Origin of the sequence: Sulfuricurvum sp. (assembly GCF_049587615.1) — a bacterium.
Taxonomy (GTDB): Bacteria; Campylobacterota; Campylobacteria; order Campylobacterales; family Sulfurimonadaceae; genus Sulfuricurvum.
Genome location: NZ_JBAVEF010000046.1, coordinates 162,661 through 176,185 on the forward strand (window position 1 = coordinate 162,661; position 13,525 = coordinate 176,185).

The window sequence follows — 13,525 nt, forward strand, 5'->3', positions numbered from 1 at the left end:
TTTTGTGGTTGGTTATTTTATTTTTACATCTTTGTATTTGTTTTTCGAAGGGTCTTTTTTACCATTAAAAAAGACGGTCGGGGTTCCGGCAACCATCATTGACTGAGAGACTTTTTGGTCGAATTCAAACTGCTTGACCACGGAAGAGCGTCGGATATCATCACTGTCGATTTTCGTCCCGAATGTTTTATTAAAGGCACTCAGAATTTTTTGCTCATCTTTTTCATTTGCATTCACCTCTACTTTGTAAAGCTTTAAAACGGCATCATCCATACCATTTTGCTCTGCAGCAATCGCTGCTTTGGTCAAAGTGACCGCGGCAGGGTGAAGACTTGTAAGCGGAAGATGGTAATAATAGACGGCAAACGTTTTCGGATATTTTGTCATGTATGAGAGTGCTTCGGGGACATAACGGCGGCAAAACGGACAAAGGGGATCGGAAAAAATCGCTACTTTGTAGGTTGCATTTGCTTCTCCGCTGATTCGATTGGATTTCGTATAAAATGCATCGTTAAAATCAGGAGCTACACTATCGTTATACCGTTCACCCGTTTTGAGATTAACCAGTTCAGGAGCTAAAATATTACCGCTGACAAAATAGGTTCCGTTTTGGTTGATATGACGGATATCGCCACCTTGTTTCACATCCGCTTCAATCGTAACAAAGTAAGCTTGCCACCCGCTCATTGCAGGAAGATTTTTCTTACCGCTCACATCGATTTTCAAATTGCTGATATTCGGGTTGTTTCCAATCCCTTTTTTTAAAAATGAGACAACATCGGCATCGGTTGCCGCCATGAGGCTAGCGGAGAGTAGGAGTATGCTCGATAATTTCGGCATCAATGACATGATCATCCTTTGGTTGAGTTGGTGTGTGGTATTTTCGCGAAAAACGGTTAATGATGAGCGAACCAAAAAGGGAAAATTGCATCAATATTCCGATGATATCGCCCAAAAACCCCGGAAGAATCAGGAGAATCGCCCCCAATAATCCCATTAGATTTCGATTAGAGAATCCCTGCATATCGATTTGACGCATCTGCAAGGCAGAAAGATTTTCAGACAATGTGTGTCGAAAATTCATCAAAATGAAAATTCCTATCATAGCACTGGCTACAATCTCTAAGAAGGTGGCTAATCCCCCGATCCGTGAAGCAATCTCAATCGTGAGGATCACTTCCAAAAAAAGGTAGATCAGAAAATAGATCATCGGGACAATTCCTGAATTTTACCGAGTACGTCCGCCGCGTCCACGGTAATCATTTCTCTGCTAGAGCGTACCATGATTTGAACCAATCCATTCTCAAGCTCTTTACCCACAATGACGGTAAACGGAAACCCGATCAATTCGGCATCGGACATTTTAAATCCGAAACGCTCTTTACGATCGTCCAGCATCGTCTCGATCCCACACCCTTGCAATGAGGCATAAAGCTCTTCCGCGTACGCCATGTGGCTCTCTTCTTTGATATTCGAGACCATGACATTGACTAAATACGGAGCCGTTGCATGGGTCCAGATACACCCTTTTTCATCGTGGTGCTGCTCGATCACCGCAGCAACAAGACGGCTGACACCCATCCCGTAGGTTCCCATGATAAACGGTTGGCTTCGTCCATTTTCATCCAGAAATTCGGCTTTCAAAGGGGCTGAGTAAACGGTTCCGAGTTTGAAGATATGCCCTACTTCGATCCCTTTGGTGTGGAGAATTTTGCCGTTACAGTGTGGGCACCCGTCCCCCTCTTGGACACTTGCGAGATCGGCGAAATGGGCTTCATTCATCACACTCAGATCAACACCTACAAAATGGTAATCGGCTTCATTGGCACCGCAAATCATTGTGGTAGCACCCCGAGTATCGTTATCCATTACGATGCGGATTTTATCTTGATCCAACGGCCCGATAAATCCCGGAACCAAACCGATATCACTGAGTTCCGCTTCGGTAGCATCGACTAAATCGATCGCCCCGACACTGTTACGTGCTTTTACCTCTTGAAGCTCGTCGCATCCACGGATAAAGAAACATACCAGTTCTGAACCTTCCGTGTATACGGCACGCTGTACTACCGCTTTGAGAGTATAATAAGAATCCACATGGAAGAAATTGCTCAAATCTTCGATCGATTTGATATTCGGCGTTTTGAAACGGGCAAAATCGGCACTCGGTGCTTCAGGGATGATACTTCGAGGCGCACGGCGGGCTGCTTCGACATTCGCACCGTATTCGCACGTATCACATACCGCCAAGGTATCTTCACCGCTTCCGGCAAGCACCATCAACTCTTTCGATCCTGTACCGCCGATCGCTCCGCTGTCGGCTTCAACGATACGAAATTCCAGACCCAATCGCTCTAAAATCCGTTTGTACGCCGCTTCCATCGCATCAAATTCACGATCCAGATCTTCGGTACTGGAGTGGAAGCTGTAACCGTCTTTCATCACAAATTCGCGTCCGCGCATAAGACCGAATCTCGGGCGTGCTTCATCACGGAATTTGGTTTTAATCTGATAGAGATTGATTGGAAGCTGTTTGTAGCTCGTTACACGGTTACGAACGATGTTTACCATCATCTCTTCATGGGTAGGCCCGAGGACGAAAAGGTTCTCTTTTCGGTCACGGAAACGAAGCAACTCTTTACCGAACTTCTCAATCCGTCCGCTCTCTTCCCACAACTCGGCAGGGGTAACAAAGCTGAGATCGACTTCTTGAGCATCGCACGCCGCCATCTCTTCATTAATGATGTTTTCTATTTTACGAAGCACCCGTTTGCCCATCGGTAAAAAATTGTACAATCCGGCCGCAACCTGCGTTACAAATCCGGCACGCGAAAGGTAGATATGGCTAGGGAGTTGAGCATCTTTCGGTGCTTCTTTGGTAGTTGGGATATAGGCTTTGGTAAAACGCATTATTTTCCTTTAGGGTAATAGGTACAGGAGTTTTGGGAAAGGTCAGAACCCTCCTCCTGATTCATTAAAAAACTCATTGATTCGATCAGGGCATCGACACGCATCGGATCCGAACCGTCGCGCATCCGCTCGGCAAACGGGTGCAAAAAGCGTTTCAGGGCTTGCAGCGTCGCTTTTTGAACCGCACTTTCATACTCTTTCGGAATATAGCCATTTTCAATAACACGCATCGATTCTTTCATTGCGGCATCGGAAGCTCGCAGATACATATTTTTGATCAAAGGCTCAACCGAGAGAGTTTTAAGCCATTCGAAAAACCCGATGACATGACGGCGAACAATCACATAGGAGAGTTTTGCCTCATCTTCGCGAAGCGCGATGTTCTCACTGACAATCTCTTTAAGATCATCCACATAAAAAAGGCGAATAGACCAAAGATCACTGTCGCATTCGATATCTCTCGGGACCGCCATATCAAACCAATATCGATTAAACGACGTCGGTTTGATCATCTCATCGGTAATAATCGGAGTGAGTGAACCCGTAGCGGTAAAAAGAAGTTCATTTTCATTGATTGCATAGGCCATTTCCTCATACGATCGAACGCGGGCATTGCACTCTCTCGCAATCGCTTCGGCTTTCTCAAAGGTTCGGTTCATCACCGTAACATCAACCCCTTGGGCACTCAGATGTTTACAAGCAATCACCGACATCTCACCCGAACCGATCACGAGCGCTTTTTTACCTTTTACATCCCCGACCGACTCTTTGACTTTAGCAATCGCGACACTCGCAACCGAAACCGGTTTAGAGGAGATATTAGTTGCATTACGCACCTCTGCGGCACATTTAAACGCATAGCTCATCGCACGGGCAATTTTCTGGGCAGAATATCCGTTGTCTTGAGAGAGTTTAAAGGCATCTTTGAGCTGACCGGAGATCTGCGTCTCTCCGACCACCATCGAATCTAGCGAACTGGCAACACTGAAGAGGTGGTGAATTCCCCCCTCATCATCGAAAATATCAGCCCGTTCGTGCAACTCGTGCGCAGTGAGTCCCGAATGTTTGGCTAAAAAAGAAAAAAGCACCTCGCTTGCCGTTTCCGTATCGTTACAACTGCAAAAAATTTCAACACGGTTACAGGTGGAGAGAATCATGGACTCGCTGATACATGTATGGGCATTCAGAGTATTCAACGCACGCAGCTGTGCCGCTTCATCCACAAATGCAAGTTTCTCCCGTATCCCCAACGTCGAGTTTTTGTGCGAAAAACTAACGATTAAAAAATGCATCAATGACTTCTTTGGATCACGGTTTCGATAATGGAGCGCAAAGCACTATCATCACCGATAACGCGGATTGCTTCATCACACAATGCTCTGGCATGGGCATAAGAGCTCTCAATAATTCTGAATTCATCCATTTTAGAACGGATCCACCCTTTTTCTTCGTCATTCAACACTTTCGCATGATTACGAACCAATCGCTCTTTTTCATCATTGTTGAGCCGCTCATACAAATCGATATACGGCAGCGTCACTTTCCCCTCGGAAAAATCATTGAGCGATGGTTTCCCCAACGTCGCTTCATCGGCAGTGATGTCAAGAATATCATCCACGATTTGGAATGCCAATCCCAAGTTTTTGCCGTAGATGGCATGGGCCTCTTCATTTTTTCCCGCTAATAGCGCGGCACTGTAGCCACACGCTTCGATCAGGGTGGCCGTTTTGAGATAAAGCATTTTGAGGTAGAGTTCACGGTCGGTATTGAAACGCTCCGCCATCGCCACGTCCATCATCTCCCCAACCGAGAGACGGGTAACGGACTCGGCAACGGCGCGAGAAATAGCAGGATCAAATGCCGTAAGAGAGCTAAATGCTTTGGAATAGAGAATATCGCCGAGCATAATAGCGGTTTTAGACCCCTGTGTCGCATTCACAGACGGAACACCGCGACGGAGCTGGGCTTCATCGATCACATCATCATGAAGCAGACTCGCCGCATGAATCAGCTCGACAATCGCACCGAGCAACGGTGCGTCAGCAGCTTCCGGGGCAATGGTTAAGATCAGCCGTGCACGTAACCGTTTTCCACCCGAGAGTTTTTGGAACAGTTCAGCGGCTTGAGGATACTCGACCTCATCGATCAGTTTGGCAATAAGGTTTTCTACGTTTTCCAACATTCCGGTAATCACTTCTTTGTTAAATAATCCAACACGATTCGGTTCTCTTTGTCGATCAAAAAAAGATCCATTTGTGCCGTAGCGTTCGCTTCATCAAATTTTTTAAAAACAACGATCACGTACGGGACATCTTTTTGACTTCTTTTGGGGGGCAAAAGACGTTTTCGAAAACTTTGATTGGCATGTGTTGCAAACAGAATATGTTGTCCTACAAACCGATCAAAACTCTCATGAACTACCAATCCTTTATCCGTATAAAGGGTCCATCGAAAATTCAATACCCGCTCTTGTCCCTCACTCTTGATTAAAATTTTAACCAATTCATCTTTTTTGAGGGTAAAACTTTTCGATTCTCTCCACGCAGACGCCTCCATGATTGAAAGCGCCCCGAGAATCAAGAATACGAAAAAATTTTTCACAACTACTCGTTTTGAGTCAATACATTTACGACAGAAACGATATCAAGATTTTTAGCCATCATATCGATCTCATCAGTATCCAAAAATTTGCTTTTCGGCGATCTTTGGAAACCAGTATCTTCGTCTTTAAACAAATTATACATTGTATCTCCAAAGTATCAATTTAAGTCGGCGATTATACCATCTGAATTCTTAGGCGACAAAAAACAAAAGATCGTGCAGAAAAAAGACTAAAGATTCAAAAAAGAGTATCTGCAACCTGACTTTTGTATTTCATTAATTCAACTTTTGCTTTGATAAGACGATTTTCTTCCATTAACGCATCATGTTCATGGCTTAGTGTAGAGATTTCACGACTGTTGAAATAAATTTGGGTATTGATAAATATCTTCGGAAATACGACCAGTAATACAAAAGTAACCCCTAACGCAATTCTTCCTAAAAACCGAATCCCCATCGAATCATCGGGGCTGATGATCTGTTGCGTCTCTTCTAAAATATCGTTCTTTTCGCTCATATCAGATTCCATTTTAAACGGTACAGGAATACTATCCCTGTACCTGCGCTTACCGCTATGGCACAAAACAAGGGAACCGCTTGGCATCGCCAATGTTTCCTCGAAAAGCTTGCCTCTTTGAGGCAGAAGTTCCTTTTCATTTTGAAAAGTCCCTTTTGATCTCAAATACCCGTAATTTTGCACTTCGGCTTCTGGAATTTTCCCGCAGCTCATCCTCCTGAGCAATCAGCGGTTTTTTGGTAAGCACCTTGCCAATAGCGTGATTGTTACCGCACGTGCACCGCATCGCTTCATCAGGACAGATACAATTTTTCGCCCAGCGCGCAAACCGATTCTTGACTATCCGATCTTCCAGTGAGTGAAACGTAATGATAGCTACCCGCATATGTTTGATTGCTGATGATTCAACCGCATCCAGCAATCGTGTCAGTTCTCCGAGTTCATCGTTTACCTCGATCCGAATCGCCTGCATCACCAAAGTCGAGGGATGAATCTTTTTCCCCTTCGGCATCAAATGAAAAATCGCGTTGGAAAGCTCTTTGGCTGAGGAAAACGGACGCTTTGAAACGATCGTCTCGGCCACTTTACGGGCATTCGTCACTTCACCGTATTCACGCAGTATCGTTTCTAAGGCACTCTGTGAATAGGTGTTTACCACTTCGTCGGCACTCAAAGGCGCATCGGGATTCATCCGCATATCGAGTCTATCGCTCTCATACGAAAACCCCCGCTCACGCTGATCAAGCTGAAGCGATGAAACTCCGATATCAGCCAGGATCCCACAAATTTTCTCCCCGTTTTCAGCCATCACTTCGGCGGCAACCTCTGAAAAACGTCCCCGCCGAATCGTTACCCGCTTGCCATACGGTTCAAGACGTTTGGACGAAAATGCGATTGCCGTGGGATCTTGATCAATCCCGACAAGGGATAAAGAAGGGTTATTCTCCAGCAATAATGAGGAGTGCCCCCCATACCCCATTGTGCAGTCCACGACAATCCCCTCTTTACACGAAGAAAAGGCTTCGATCACTTCTCGGTAAAGAACGGGGATATGAGGAGTTTCTTGCACACAACTGCCTTTGCATTTTAGTAGAGCTATAATAGCTTACCCTCACTAACATATTGTTTAAAAGTATGTTAAAATCTTATTCATGGATAAACAATATGTCAAACGTCAGCTTGCTTCTTTTGCCCTTTCGATGTTTCGAAAAGATTTTTTTGGCATTTATCATGGCGCATTTTCCGCAAAACTCGATACCAATCTCTTCACAATCAACAAGAAAAACGCAGTTTTCGATTCCATCAGTGAAGAGAGCCTGATCGATCTGTTCTACAACAAAGACTACCGTTGGAAAGATGCCAGTATTGATGCTTCGATCCATCAGGGAATTTATCGTCAGATCTCCGATGCCAAATATATCACGTTTACGATGCCCCCGTTTACGACCGCATTTTCACTGAACCATTCCATTATCATCCCGAAAGATTATTTCGGATTTAAAGAATTTGGAAAAATTGCGATTTATGATCCCAAAAAATTTGATGACTGGTATGAACGGGCCGTCAGTGAAATCCCCCAGTATTTTCAGCAAAACAATACGACCATCATGGTGATACGAGGGTACGGTGTCTACGCTTTTAGCCGTGATATCCATTCTATGGTACGACAGCTCTCTATTTTGGAGCGGAGCTGCCGAATTTTAATGCTCGACCACTCGCAAGCCCGTTTAGACATCGATTAAGAGAATTGCCTCTTCTATCGCATTAAAAACACTTTTCAATTCATCGGTTTGAATCACATACGGCGTCATGATATAAATGACGCTTCCCAAGGGTCTTATCAGAACCCCTTCTTTTACACAGTGTTGGTGAATTTTCAGGCCAATACGCTGTGAGGGATCAAATCCCTCCAACTCGATCGCCGCAATCATCCCGCACTGTCGAACTTCTTTCACTCTCTCCATCGTCTCAAAGCGTTTTAGCTCTTCCGCCATAAAGGCTATCGTAATGCGGTTATTTTCAATCACATTATTCGATTCAAAAAGATCCAGGGTAGCATTGGCCGCCGCACATGCCAAAGCATTGCCCGTATAACTGTGTGAGTGTAAAAAAGAGCGAACCGGATTATAATCGCAATAAAATACCCCATATATTTCCTCAGTCGTCAAAACCACCGATAGCGGCAAATAGCCCCCGGTAAGCCCTTTAGAGAGGATCATGAAATCAGGGGTGATATTCGCCTGTTCACACGCAAACAAGGTTCCGGTACGGCCGAATCCAACGGCGATCTCATCAGCAATAAAATGGACTCCATACGCTTCGCACAGACGCTTCGCTTCAGTCAAAAAGCGGGGATGGTACATTTTCATCCCCCCTGCGCACTGCACCAGAGGCTCAACGATGAAGGCTGAAATTTCTTCCCCCCGCTCCTTCAGCATTTCTTCGAATAGTTCAACCGCCTCCATTGCGGCTTCGACACTCTGATTACGGGGGGATGGCGTTTGGAGTGAGCGGATCAATAACGGCTCGTACGTCTCTTTGTAAAGAGCCACATCCCCGACCGACAGAGCACCCAAGGTTTCACCATGGTAGCTATCCGTGAGAGAGACAAACAACCGTCTCTCTTTTCCTCTGTTTTTATGCGCGTGATAACTCATCTTCAGAGCCACTTCAATCGCACTTGAACCGTTATCCGCATAAAAACAGCGCGTTAGCCCATCGGGTGAAAGCTTTATCAACCGCTCCGAAAGGCGAACAATCCCTTCATGGGTAAAGCCCGCCAAAATAACGTGTTCGAGCTTCTCTAGCTGCTCTTTAATTTTTTGATTGATATAGGGGTTGCAATGGCCGAAAAGATTAACCCACCAACTGCTGATCGCATCGATAATACGGTTCCCCTCGAAATCGTAAAGATATATCCCTTCCCCTTTTGCAATAGGAATGATGGGGATTGTTTCGTGATCTTTCATTTGTGTGCACGGATGCCACAAAACGTTCAAATCTCTCACCGACATCTCTGAATTATTCATTGAAAACCTCTAAAATTGAGTTATAATATGATAACATTTGTTAGTCATAGGCCATTTTCATCCAAGTTTAATGGTAAACTGAATAGAATATCTGAATTTTACAATAGGATCGTTTAATATGATTACTTGGATGCAGCGCCATCGAAAATACTTGGTCATTACGATCTGGATCTCCACTATAGCCTTTATCGGAGCCGGATTCGTCGGATGGGGACAATACAGCTACGGAGACAAAGCAGGTGCCGTAGCCAAAGTGGGAGATGTTTCGATCACTTCGGCAGAACTGCAAAAAAGCTATTCCAATCTTTTTAACCAATACAATCAGCTTTTCCAAGGAAAGTTTGACGAAAAACAAGCACAGCAATTCGGACTTCAACGCCAAGCCCTTCGCCAGCTGGTCAATCAAGCGCTTGTCCTCAATCTAGCGCAAAGTTACGGTTTGATCGTTACCGACGAAGAACTCTTGAATATCATTAAATCACAGCCTGCTTTTGCCAAAGACGGCACCTTTGATAAAACGGTCTATGCCGAAGTGCTAAAACAAAATCACTTAACCATTAAAGAGTACGAAGAGTCGATGAAAAAAGAGCTGTTAATCCAAAAAACACTTTATCTTCTCGGCTCAAATGCTATCGCGATTGAAGAGAAAGCCCTCGGCAGTGCTCTTGGGGTTTCGGATAAAATCAGCTACAAACTCCTCACCCCGGACATGATCGCACTCAGTGCTGATGAAACGGAGATAAAAGCATTCTGGGAAAAACAGCAAAAAGAGTTTAAAACGGCTCCGAGCTATGAAATCAGCTATGTAACGCAAAAACCTCTCACCTCTACCCCTTCGGCACAAGAGATGAATGAGTATTATGAGATGAACCGTCAAATGCTCAAAGACGAAACAGGTAAACTCCTAACACTTGAACAAGCGCAATCGATGATTATTGCAGCTCTTAATGATAAAGCAACGGAGAAAGAGGCACTTCGTCTCTACATCGATTATAAAAAAGGTGCTCTTGCATCAGGAATTGATGCGCAAAAAGCAATTGTGACCTCTTCGTCTTCCCCTTTTTCCCCTGAAGTCACCAAAGAGATTATGGCCCTCAATCTCCAAAAACCTTTCTTAAAACCACGAAAAGTTGGGAATGAGTATATCGTTGTAAAACTCGAAAAAATGAATCCGTCTCGTACAATGAGCTACGAAGAAGCTAAAACAGATGTTAGTGCTCTTTATATGAATGAAGCAAAAAGAACCAAACTTCAAGAGTTAGCTAAAAGCAGCTATAAAACATTCAGTGCCCCGGCAACCGATTTCCTTACCCGCAACGATAGCGCTAAATTAGCGGGTTTGAGTACACCTGAAGGATCAGAATTCCTGAATAAACTGTTTGCATCCAAACAAAAACAAGGTTTTATTACACTTGAGAGCGGAAATGTTATTCTTTATAACGTTTTGGAACAAAAATTGCTTCAAGACAAAACAATAGCGGATAAAAACGCCGTGCTCAAGCTCAAAGGGAGTTTGTTGGATCAAGGGCTGATCAAAGCACTTGAGAGCAAGTATCCAGTTGAAATCTATGTAGAGGGGATTTGATTTGAAACGAACCGTTTTAGCCATTGATATCGGCTCGACTAAAGTTTGTGCGCTCATCGCGGAAATCGATGATGAGAACAATGCACAAATAATCGGAGCCGGTATCGCAAAAGCACAAGGCCTTCGCAAAGGGAGCATCACCAACATTGAGCTGGCAAGCAAATCAATCAAAAGCGCATTGAGCGATGCAAAACGCGTTGCAGGTACTGAGCTTCGAAGTGCTGTCGTCACGATCTCCGGCGCCTATACGAAAAGTCTAAATTCCAGCGGCATCGTCAACATCCCGAATAAAGAGATTACCCTCAACGAGATACAGCGTGTTATGCACACCTCATTGTATAACGCCAATATTCCGAACGAATTTGAAGTCCTTCATGCCCTGCCGTATAACTTCAAAGTCGATGACCAGGATTTTATTGAAGATCCTATGGGAATGAATGCCTCACGTCTCGAAGTTGAAACCCATATCATCACAACCCAAAAAAGCAATCTCAATAATCTTCGCAAAGCCGTCAAAGCGGCAGGTGTCGAAGTCGAAAGTGTTGTACTCAGCGGTTATGCCTCTGCCATTGCTGTTCTCAATAACGATGAAAAAGAGCTCGGGGCAGCTGTCGTCGACATGGGAGGAAATACAAGTAACATTGTTATCCATTCGGGCCATGCTATCCGTTATAACGATTTTCTGGGAGTTGGGTCAAACCACATTACCAACGACTTGTCGATGGCATTGCACACACCATTGCACACAGCGGATAATGTCAAAATCACCTACGGTTCACTCTACGCTCCAAGCAATGATTTGATCGAACTTCCCGTAATCGGTGATGAAACTTCGACGCATGAAGTCTCTTTGGAAGTAGTTCATAACGTTATCTATGCACGTGTTGAAGAGACGCTGATGATTATCGCCCAATCTATCGAAAAAAGCGGTCTTAAAGATCATATGGGTGCCGGTGTCGTTCTTACCGGAGGATTTACCAAAATCGAAGGGTTGCGTGAACTCGCCGTTGCTATTTTAGACAACATGCCCGTACGCCTCGCTAAACCGACCGATGTCGGAGGTCTTTTCGATACCCTCAGAGATCCTTCCTACTCCGGAGCTGTAGGGCTAATCAAATATCTTTCCGGTGATTATACACCGTATGAAATTGACGTCAATCGACGTATGCGCCACGCGGGTGAAGAGCCTATGAGTCCGCAGACTCAATATCCAATCCACGAAGAGGCGCCAAAATTTGAACCTTCTCCTTCTTTCTCTACTCCTTCATCGGCGGCGGCAACGCCTCCTCCGATAAAGGAAGAGAAAAAAGCGGAAGCTCAAAAAATGGTCAATATCGGGTCTAACAAACCTGTCCAAAACGATCAACCTAACCCTATTTCCAAGTTTTGGAATTGGGCAACTCAACTATTTTAATCACGTCAAGGAGCAAGCATGGAACCATTTTCAATTGAAGAATCAACAACTCTTACAGGAGCACGTATTGTAGCCGTCGGTGTCGGCGGCGGCGGCGGAAACATGATCGGCTATATGCTTAAAGAAGCTGTTCCGGGTATCGAGCTTATCATCGCAAATACCGATGCTCAGGTGTTGGAGCAAGGGAGTGCCGCAACCAAGATTCAGCTTGGTGCAAAACTGACCAAAGGGTTGGGTGCAGGGATGAAACCTGAAGTGGGTAAAGAATCGGCATTGGAAAGCTATGAAGATTTAGCCCATGCATTGGAAGGGGCGGATATCGTTTTCGTTGCAGCCGGTCTCGGCGGTGGAACCGGTACGGGTGCAGCTCCAATCATTGCAAAAATTGCAAAAGAAGTGGGTGCTTTGACCATTGCAGTAGTAACCAAACCGTTCTCATTTGAAGGGAAAAAACGTCTCAAATTGGCTGAAGATGGTCTTCAAGAGCTTAAAAACGAATCCGATTGTATCGTTGTTATTCCGAACGATAAACTTCTATCAATCATTGATCCGAAAATGGGGATCAAAGAGAGTTTCAAAATCGTTGACAGCGTACTTGCTCGCGCTGTCAGCGGTACCTCAGGTGTTATTCTCGCCAGCGGCGACAACGACATCAACCTTGACTTTGCCGACCTTCAAACCGTTATGAGCCACCGTGGTTTGGCTCTTATGGGTGTCGGCGAATACAAAGGGGAAAATGCAGCCTACGAAGCAATCAAAAATGCTATCGAATCTCCATTGCTTGACAATATGTCGGTTAACGGTGCCCTTGGGGTATTGGTACACTTCAGTATGCACCCTGAATTTCCGTTTATGGAACTCTCTGCGGCAATGGATGTGGTACACAACAGTGTTGATGAATCGGCAGACGTTATCTTCGGTACGACTACCGATGAGAATTTGGCGAAAGATTTTATCCGTATCACTCTCGTTGCGACCGGTTTCGAGAAAAAAGTAGCTATGGGTATTAACAACTGCGAATTTGAAAACAAAGAAGTTCTTGCAGCTGCTTCAATGAAACCTCGTGTCGTTGTCCGTTCCGCTATGGTTGCTAACGGTGATTACAGCGAAGATTTCTTGGATGTACCGACGTTTATGCGTCAGCAAAAAGACTAATCACCTCTTTCCATGCTCTCATTTGACACGCTCATCAAGGCCAAAACGCTCCTTGGCCTGAGCGACAAAGCAACCCTCTCCGACATCAAAACCCGATACAAAACGATGATGCAACAATGGCATCCGGATAAACACCCTAATGATCCCGATACGGCTCATGCGATGAGTACCCAAATTAATGAAGCCTATGCGATCTTGCTCGAATACTGTTCCCAATACGAATTTAATTTTGATGAAGAACATTTACGTGAAAAGACCCTCACCCCGCAAGAGTGGTGGACGAAGAAGTTCGGCGGAAGATAAATTAAAATCGC

Annotated in this window: 15 protein-coding genes; 5 read left to right on the forward strand and 10 right to left on the reverse strand. The window is 44.8% G+C overall.

Going from position 1 to position 13,525, the window contains the following annotated elements; translation table 11 throughout:
• Positions 1 to 12: 12 nt before the first annotated feature.
• The 9 genes from WB308_RS08310 to rsmH form a co-directional block, all read right to left on the reverse strand.
• The gene (locus WB308_RS08310; RefSeq protein WP_424190788.1) at positions 13 to 849 is read right to left on the reverse strand and encodes a DsbA family protein; all 837 of its coding nucleotides are present in this window, start codon (positions 847 to 849) and stop codon (positions 13 to 15) included.
• Entirely contained in the window at positions 803 to 1,210 is a 408-nt protein-coding gene (locus tag WB308_RS08315; RefSeq protein WP_424190789.1) for an FxsA family protein, read from the reverse strand. The genes WB308_RS08310 and WB308_RS08315 overlap by 47 nt, the downstream gene beginning before the upstream one ends.
• Positions 1,207 to 2,910, reverse strand: coding sequence for a proline--tRNA ligase (locus tag WB308_RS08320; RefSeq protein ID WP_424190790.1), 1,704 nt, complete (start codon positions 2,908 to 2,910; stop codon positions 1,207 to 1,209). Before WB308_RS08320 ends, WB308_RS08315 begins: the two co-directional genes overlap by 4 nt.
• The gene (gene hemA, locus WB308_RS08325) at positions 2,910 to 4,202 is read right to left on the reverse strand and encodes a glutamyl-tRNA reductase (protein ID WP_424190791.1); all 1,293 of its coding nucleotides are present in this window, start codon (positions 4,200 to 4,202) and stop codon (positions 2,910 to 2,912) included. The genes WB308_RS08320 and hemA overlap by 1 nt, the downstream gene beginning before the upstream one ends.
• Positions 4,202 to 5,089, reverse strand: a complete 888-nt coding sequence (locus WB308_RS08330) for a polyprenyl synthetase family protein (RefSeq protein WP_424190825.1) — start codon at positions 5,087 to 5,089, stop codon at positions 4,202 to 4,204. The genes hemA and WB308_RS08330 overlap by 1 nt, the downstream gene beginning before the upstream one ends.
• 11 nt (positions 5,090 to 5,100) lie before the next feature.
• Entirely contained in the window at positions 5,101 to 5,511 is a 411-nt protein-coding gene (locus WB308_RS08335; protein ID WP_424190792.1) for a hypothetical protein, read from the reverse strand.
• A 2-nt stretch (positions 5,512 to 5,513) separates the two neighbouring features.
• The gene (locus tag WB308_RS08340; protein ID WP_424190793.1) at positions 5,514 to 5,654 is read right to left on the reverse strand and encodes a hypothetical protein; all 141 of its coding nucleotides are present in this window, start codon (positions 5,652 to 5,654) and stop codon (positions 5,514 to 5,516) included.
• Between the two features lie 95 nt (positions 5,655 to 5,749).
• Positions 5,750 to 6,028 carry a hypothetical protein gene (locus WB308_RS08345; protein ID WP_424190794.1) on the reverse strand — a complete coding sequence of 93 codons (279 nt, stop codon included), beginning with the start codon at positions 6,026 to 6,028 and terminating at the stop codon, positions 5,750 to 5,752.
• A 136-nt stretch (positions 6,029 to 6,164) separates the two neighbouring features.
• On the reverse strand, positions 6,165 to 7,097 hold the full coding sequence (rsmH, locus tag WB308_RS08350; protein ID WP_424190795.1) for a 16S rRNA (cytosine(1402)-N(4))-methyltransferase RsmH: 933 nt from the start codon (positions 7,095 to 7,097) through the stop codon (positions 6,165 to 6,167).
• An 82-nt stretch (positions 7,098 to 7,179) separates the two neighbouring features.
• On the opposite strand from rsmH, the gene WB308_RS08355 reads away from it, so the two are divergent.
• Entirely contained in the window at positions 7,180 to 7,770 is a 591-nt protein-coding gene (locus WB308_RS08355) for a class II aldolase and adducin N-terminal domain-containing protein (protein ID WP_424190796.1), read from the forward strand.
• Here WB308_RS08355 and WB308_RS08360 read toward each other — a convergent pair.
• Positions 7,756 to 9,057 (reverse strand): adenosylmethionine--8-amino-7-oxononanoate transaminase, encoded by a 1,302-nt coding sequence (locus tag WB308_RS08360; RefSeq protein ID WP_424190797.1) that lies wholly within the window; start codon positions 9,055 to 9,057, stop codon positions 7,756 to 7,758. The genes WB308_RS08355 and WB308_RS08360 overlap by 15 nt on opposite strands.
• 118 nt (positions 9,058 to 9,175) lie before the next feature.
• On the opposite strand from WB308_RS08360, the gene WB308_RS08365 reads away from it, so the two are divergent.
• From WB308_RS08365 to WB308_RS08380, 4 genes are read left to right on the forward strand one after another with little or no spacing between them, the layout of a single operon-like run.
• Positions 9,176 to 10,642, forward strand: a complete 1,467-nt coding sequence (locus tag WB308_RS08365; RefSeq protein WP_424190798.1) for a SurA N-terminal domain-containing protein — start codon at positions 9,176 to 9,178, stop codon at positions 10,640 to 10,642.
• Position 10,643: 1 nt separating this feature from the next.
• Positions 10,644 to 12,056 (forward strand): cell division protein FtsA, encoded by a 1,413-nt coding sequence (gene ftsA, locus WB308_RS08370; protein WP_424190799.1) that lies wholly within the window; start codon positions 10,644 to 10,646, stop codon positions 12,054 to 12,056.
• Between the two features lie 18 nt (positions 12,057 to 12,074).
• Positions 12,075 to 13,211: a cell division protein FtsZ gene (gene ftsZ / locus WB308_RS08375; RefSeq protein WP_424190800.1), complete on the forward strand. Its 1,137-nt coding sequence runs from the start codon at positions 12,075 to 12,077 to the stop codon at positions 13,209 to 13,211.
• A 12-nt stretch (positions 13,212 to 13,223) separates the two neighbouring features.
• The gene (locus tag WB308_RS08380; protein ID WP_424190801.1) at positions 13,224 to 13,514 is read left to right on the forward strand and encodes a J domain-containing protein; all 291 of its coding nucleotides are present in this window, start codon (positions 13,224 to 13,226) and stop codon (positions 13,512 to 13,514) included.
• The last annotated feature ends 11 nt before the right edge of the window (positions 13,515 to 13,525 follow it).

What these genes read in the sequence shown, in the direction of transcription:
- WB308_RS08310 (WP_424190788.1), bottom strand. Translation starts at nt 849, where the DNA reads ATGTCATTGATGCCGAAATTATCGAGCATACTCCTACTCTCCGCTAGC.
- WB308_RS08315 (WP_424190789.1), bottom strand. Translation starts at nt 1,210, where the DNA reads ATGATCTATTTTCTGATCTACCTTTTTTTGGAAGTGATCCTCACGATT.
- WB308_RS08320 (WP_424190790.1), bottom strand. Translation starts at nt 2,910, where the DNA reads ATGCGTTTTACCAAAGCCTATATCCCAACTACCAAAGAAGCACCGAAA.
- hemA (WP_424190791.1), bottom strand. Translation starts at nt 4,202, where the DNA reads ATGCATTTTTTAATCGTTAGTTTTTCGCACAAAAACTCGACGTTGGGG.
- WB308_RS08340 (WP_424190793.1), bottom strand. Translation starts at nt 5,654, where the DNA reads ATGTATAATTTGTTTAAAGACGAAGATACTGGTTTCCAAAGATCGCCG.
- WB308_RS08345 (WP_424190794.1), bottom strand. Translation starts at nt 6,028, where the DNA reads ATGAGCGAAAAGAACGATATTTTAGAAGAGACGCAACAGATCATCAGC.
- WB308_RS08355 (WP_424190796.1), top strand. Translation starts at nt 7,180, where the DNA reads ATGGATAAACAATATGTCAAACGTCAGCTTGCTTCTTTTGCCCTTTCG.
- WB308_RS08360 (WP_424190797.1), bottom strand. Translation starts at nt 9,057, where the DNA reads ATGAATAATTCAGAGATGTCGGTGAGAGATTTGAACGTTTTGTGGCAT.
- WB308_RS08365 (WP_424190798.1), top strand. Translation starts at nt 9,176, where the DNA reads ATGATTACTTGGATGCAGCGCCATCGAAAATACTTGGTCATTACGATC.
- ftsZ (WP_424190800.1), top strand. Translation starts at nt 12,075, where the DNA reads ATGGAACCATTTTCAATTGAAGAATCAACAACTCTTACAGGAGCACGT.
- WB308_RS08380 (WP_424190801.1), top strand. Translation starts at nt 13,224, where the DNA reads ATGCTCTCATTTGACACGCTCATCAAGGCCAAAACGCTCCTTGGCCTG.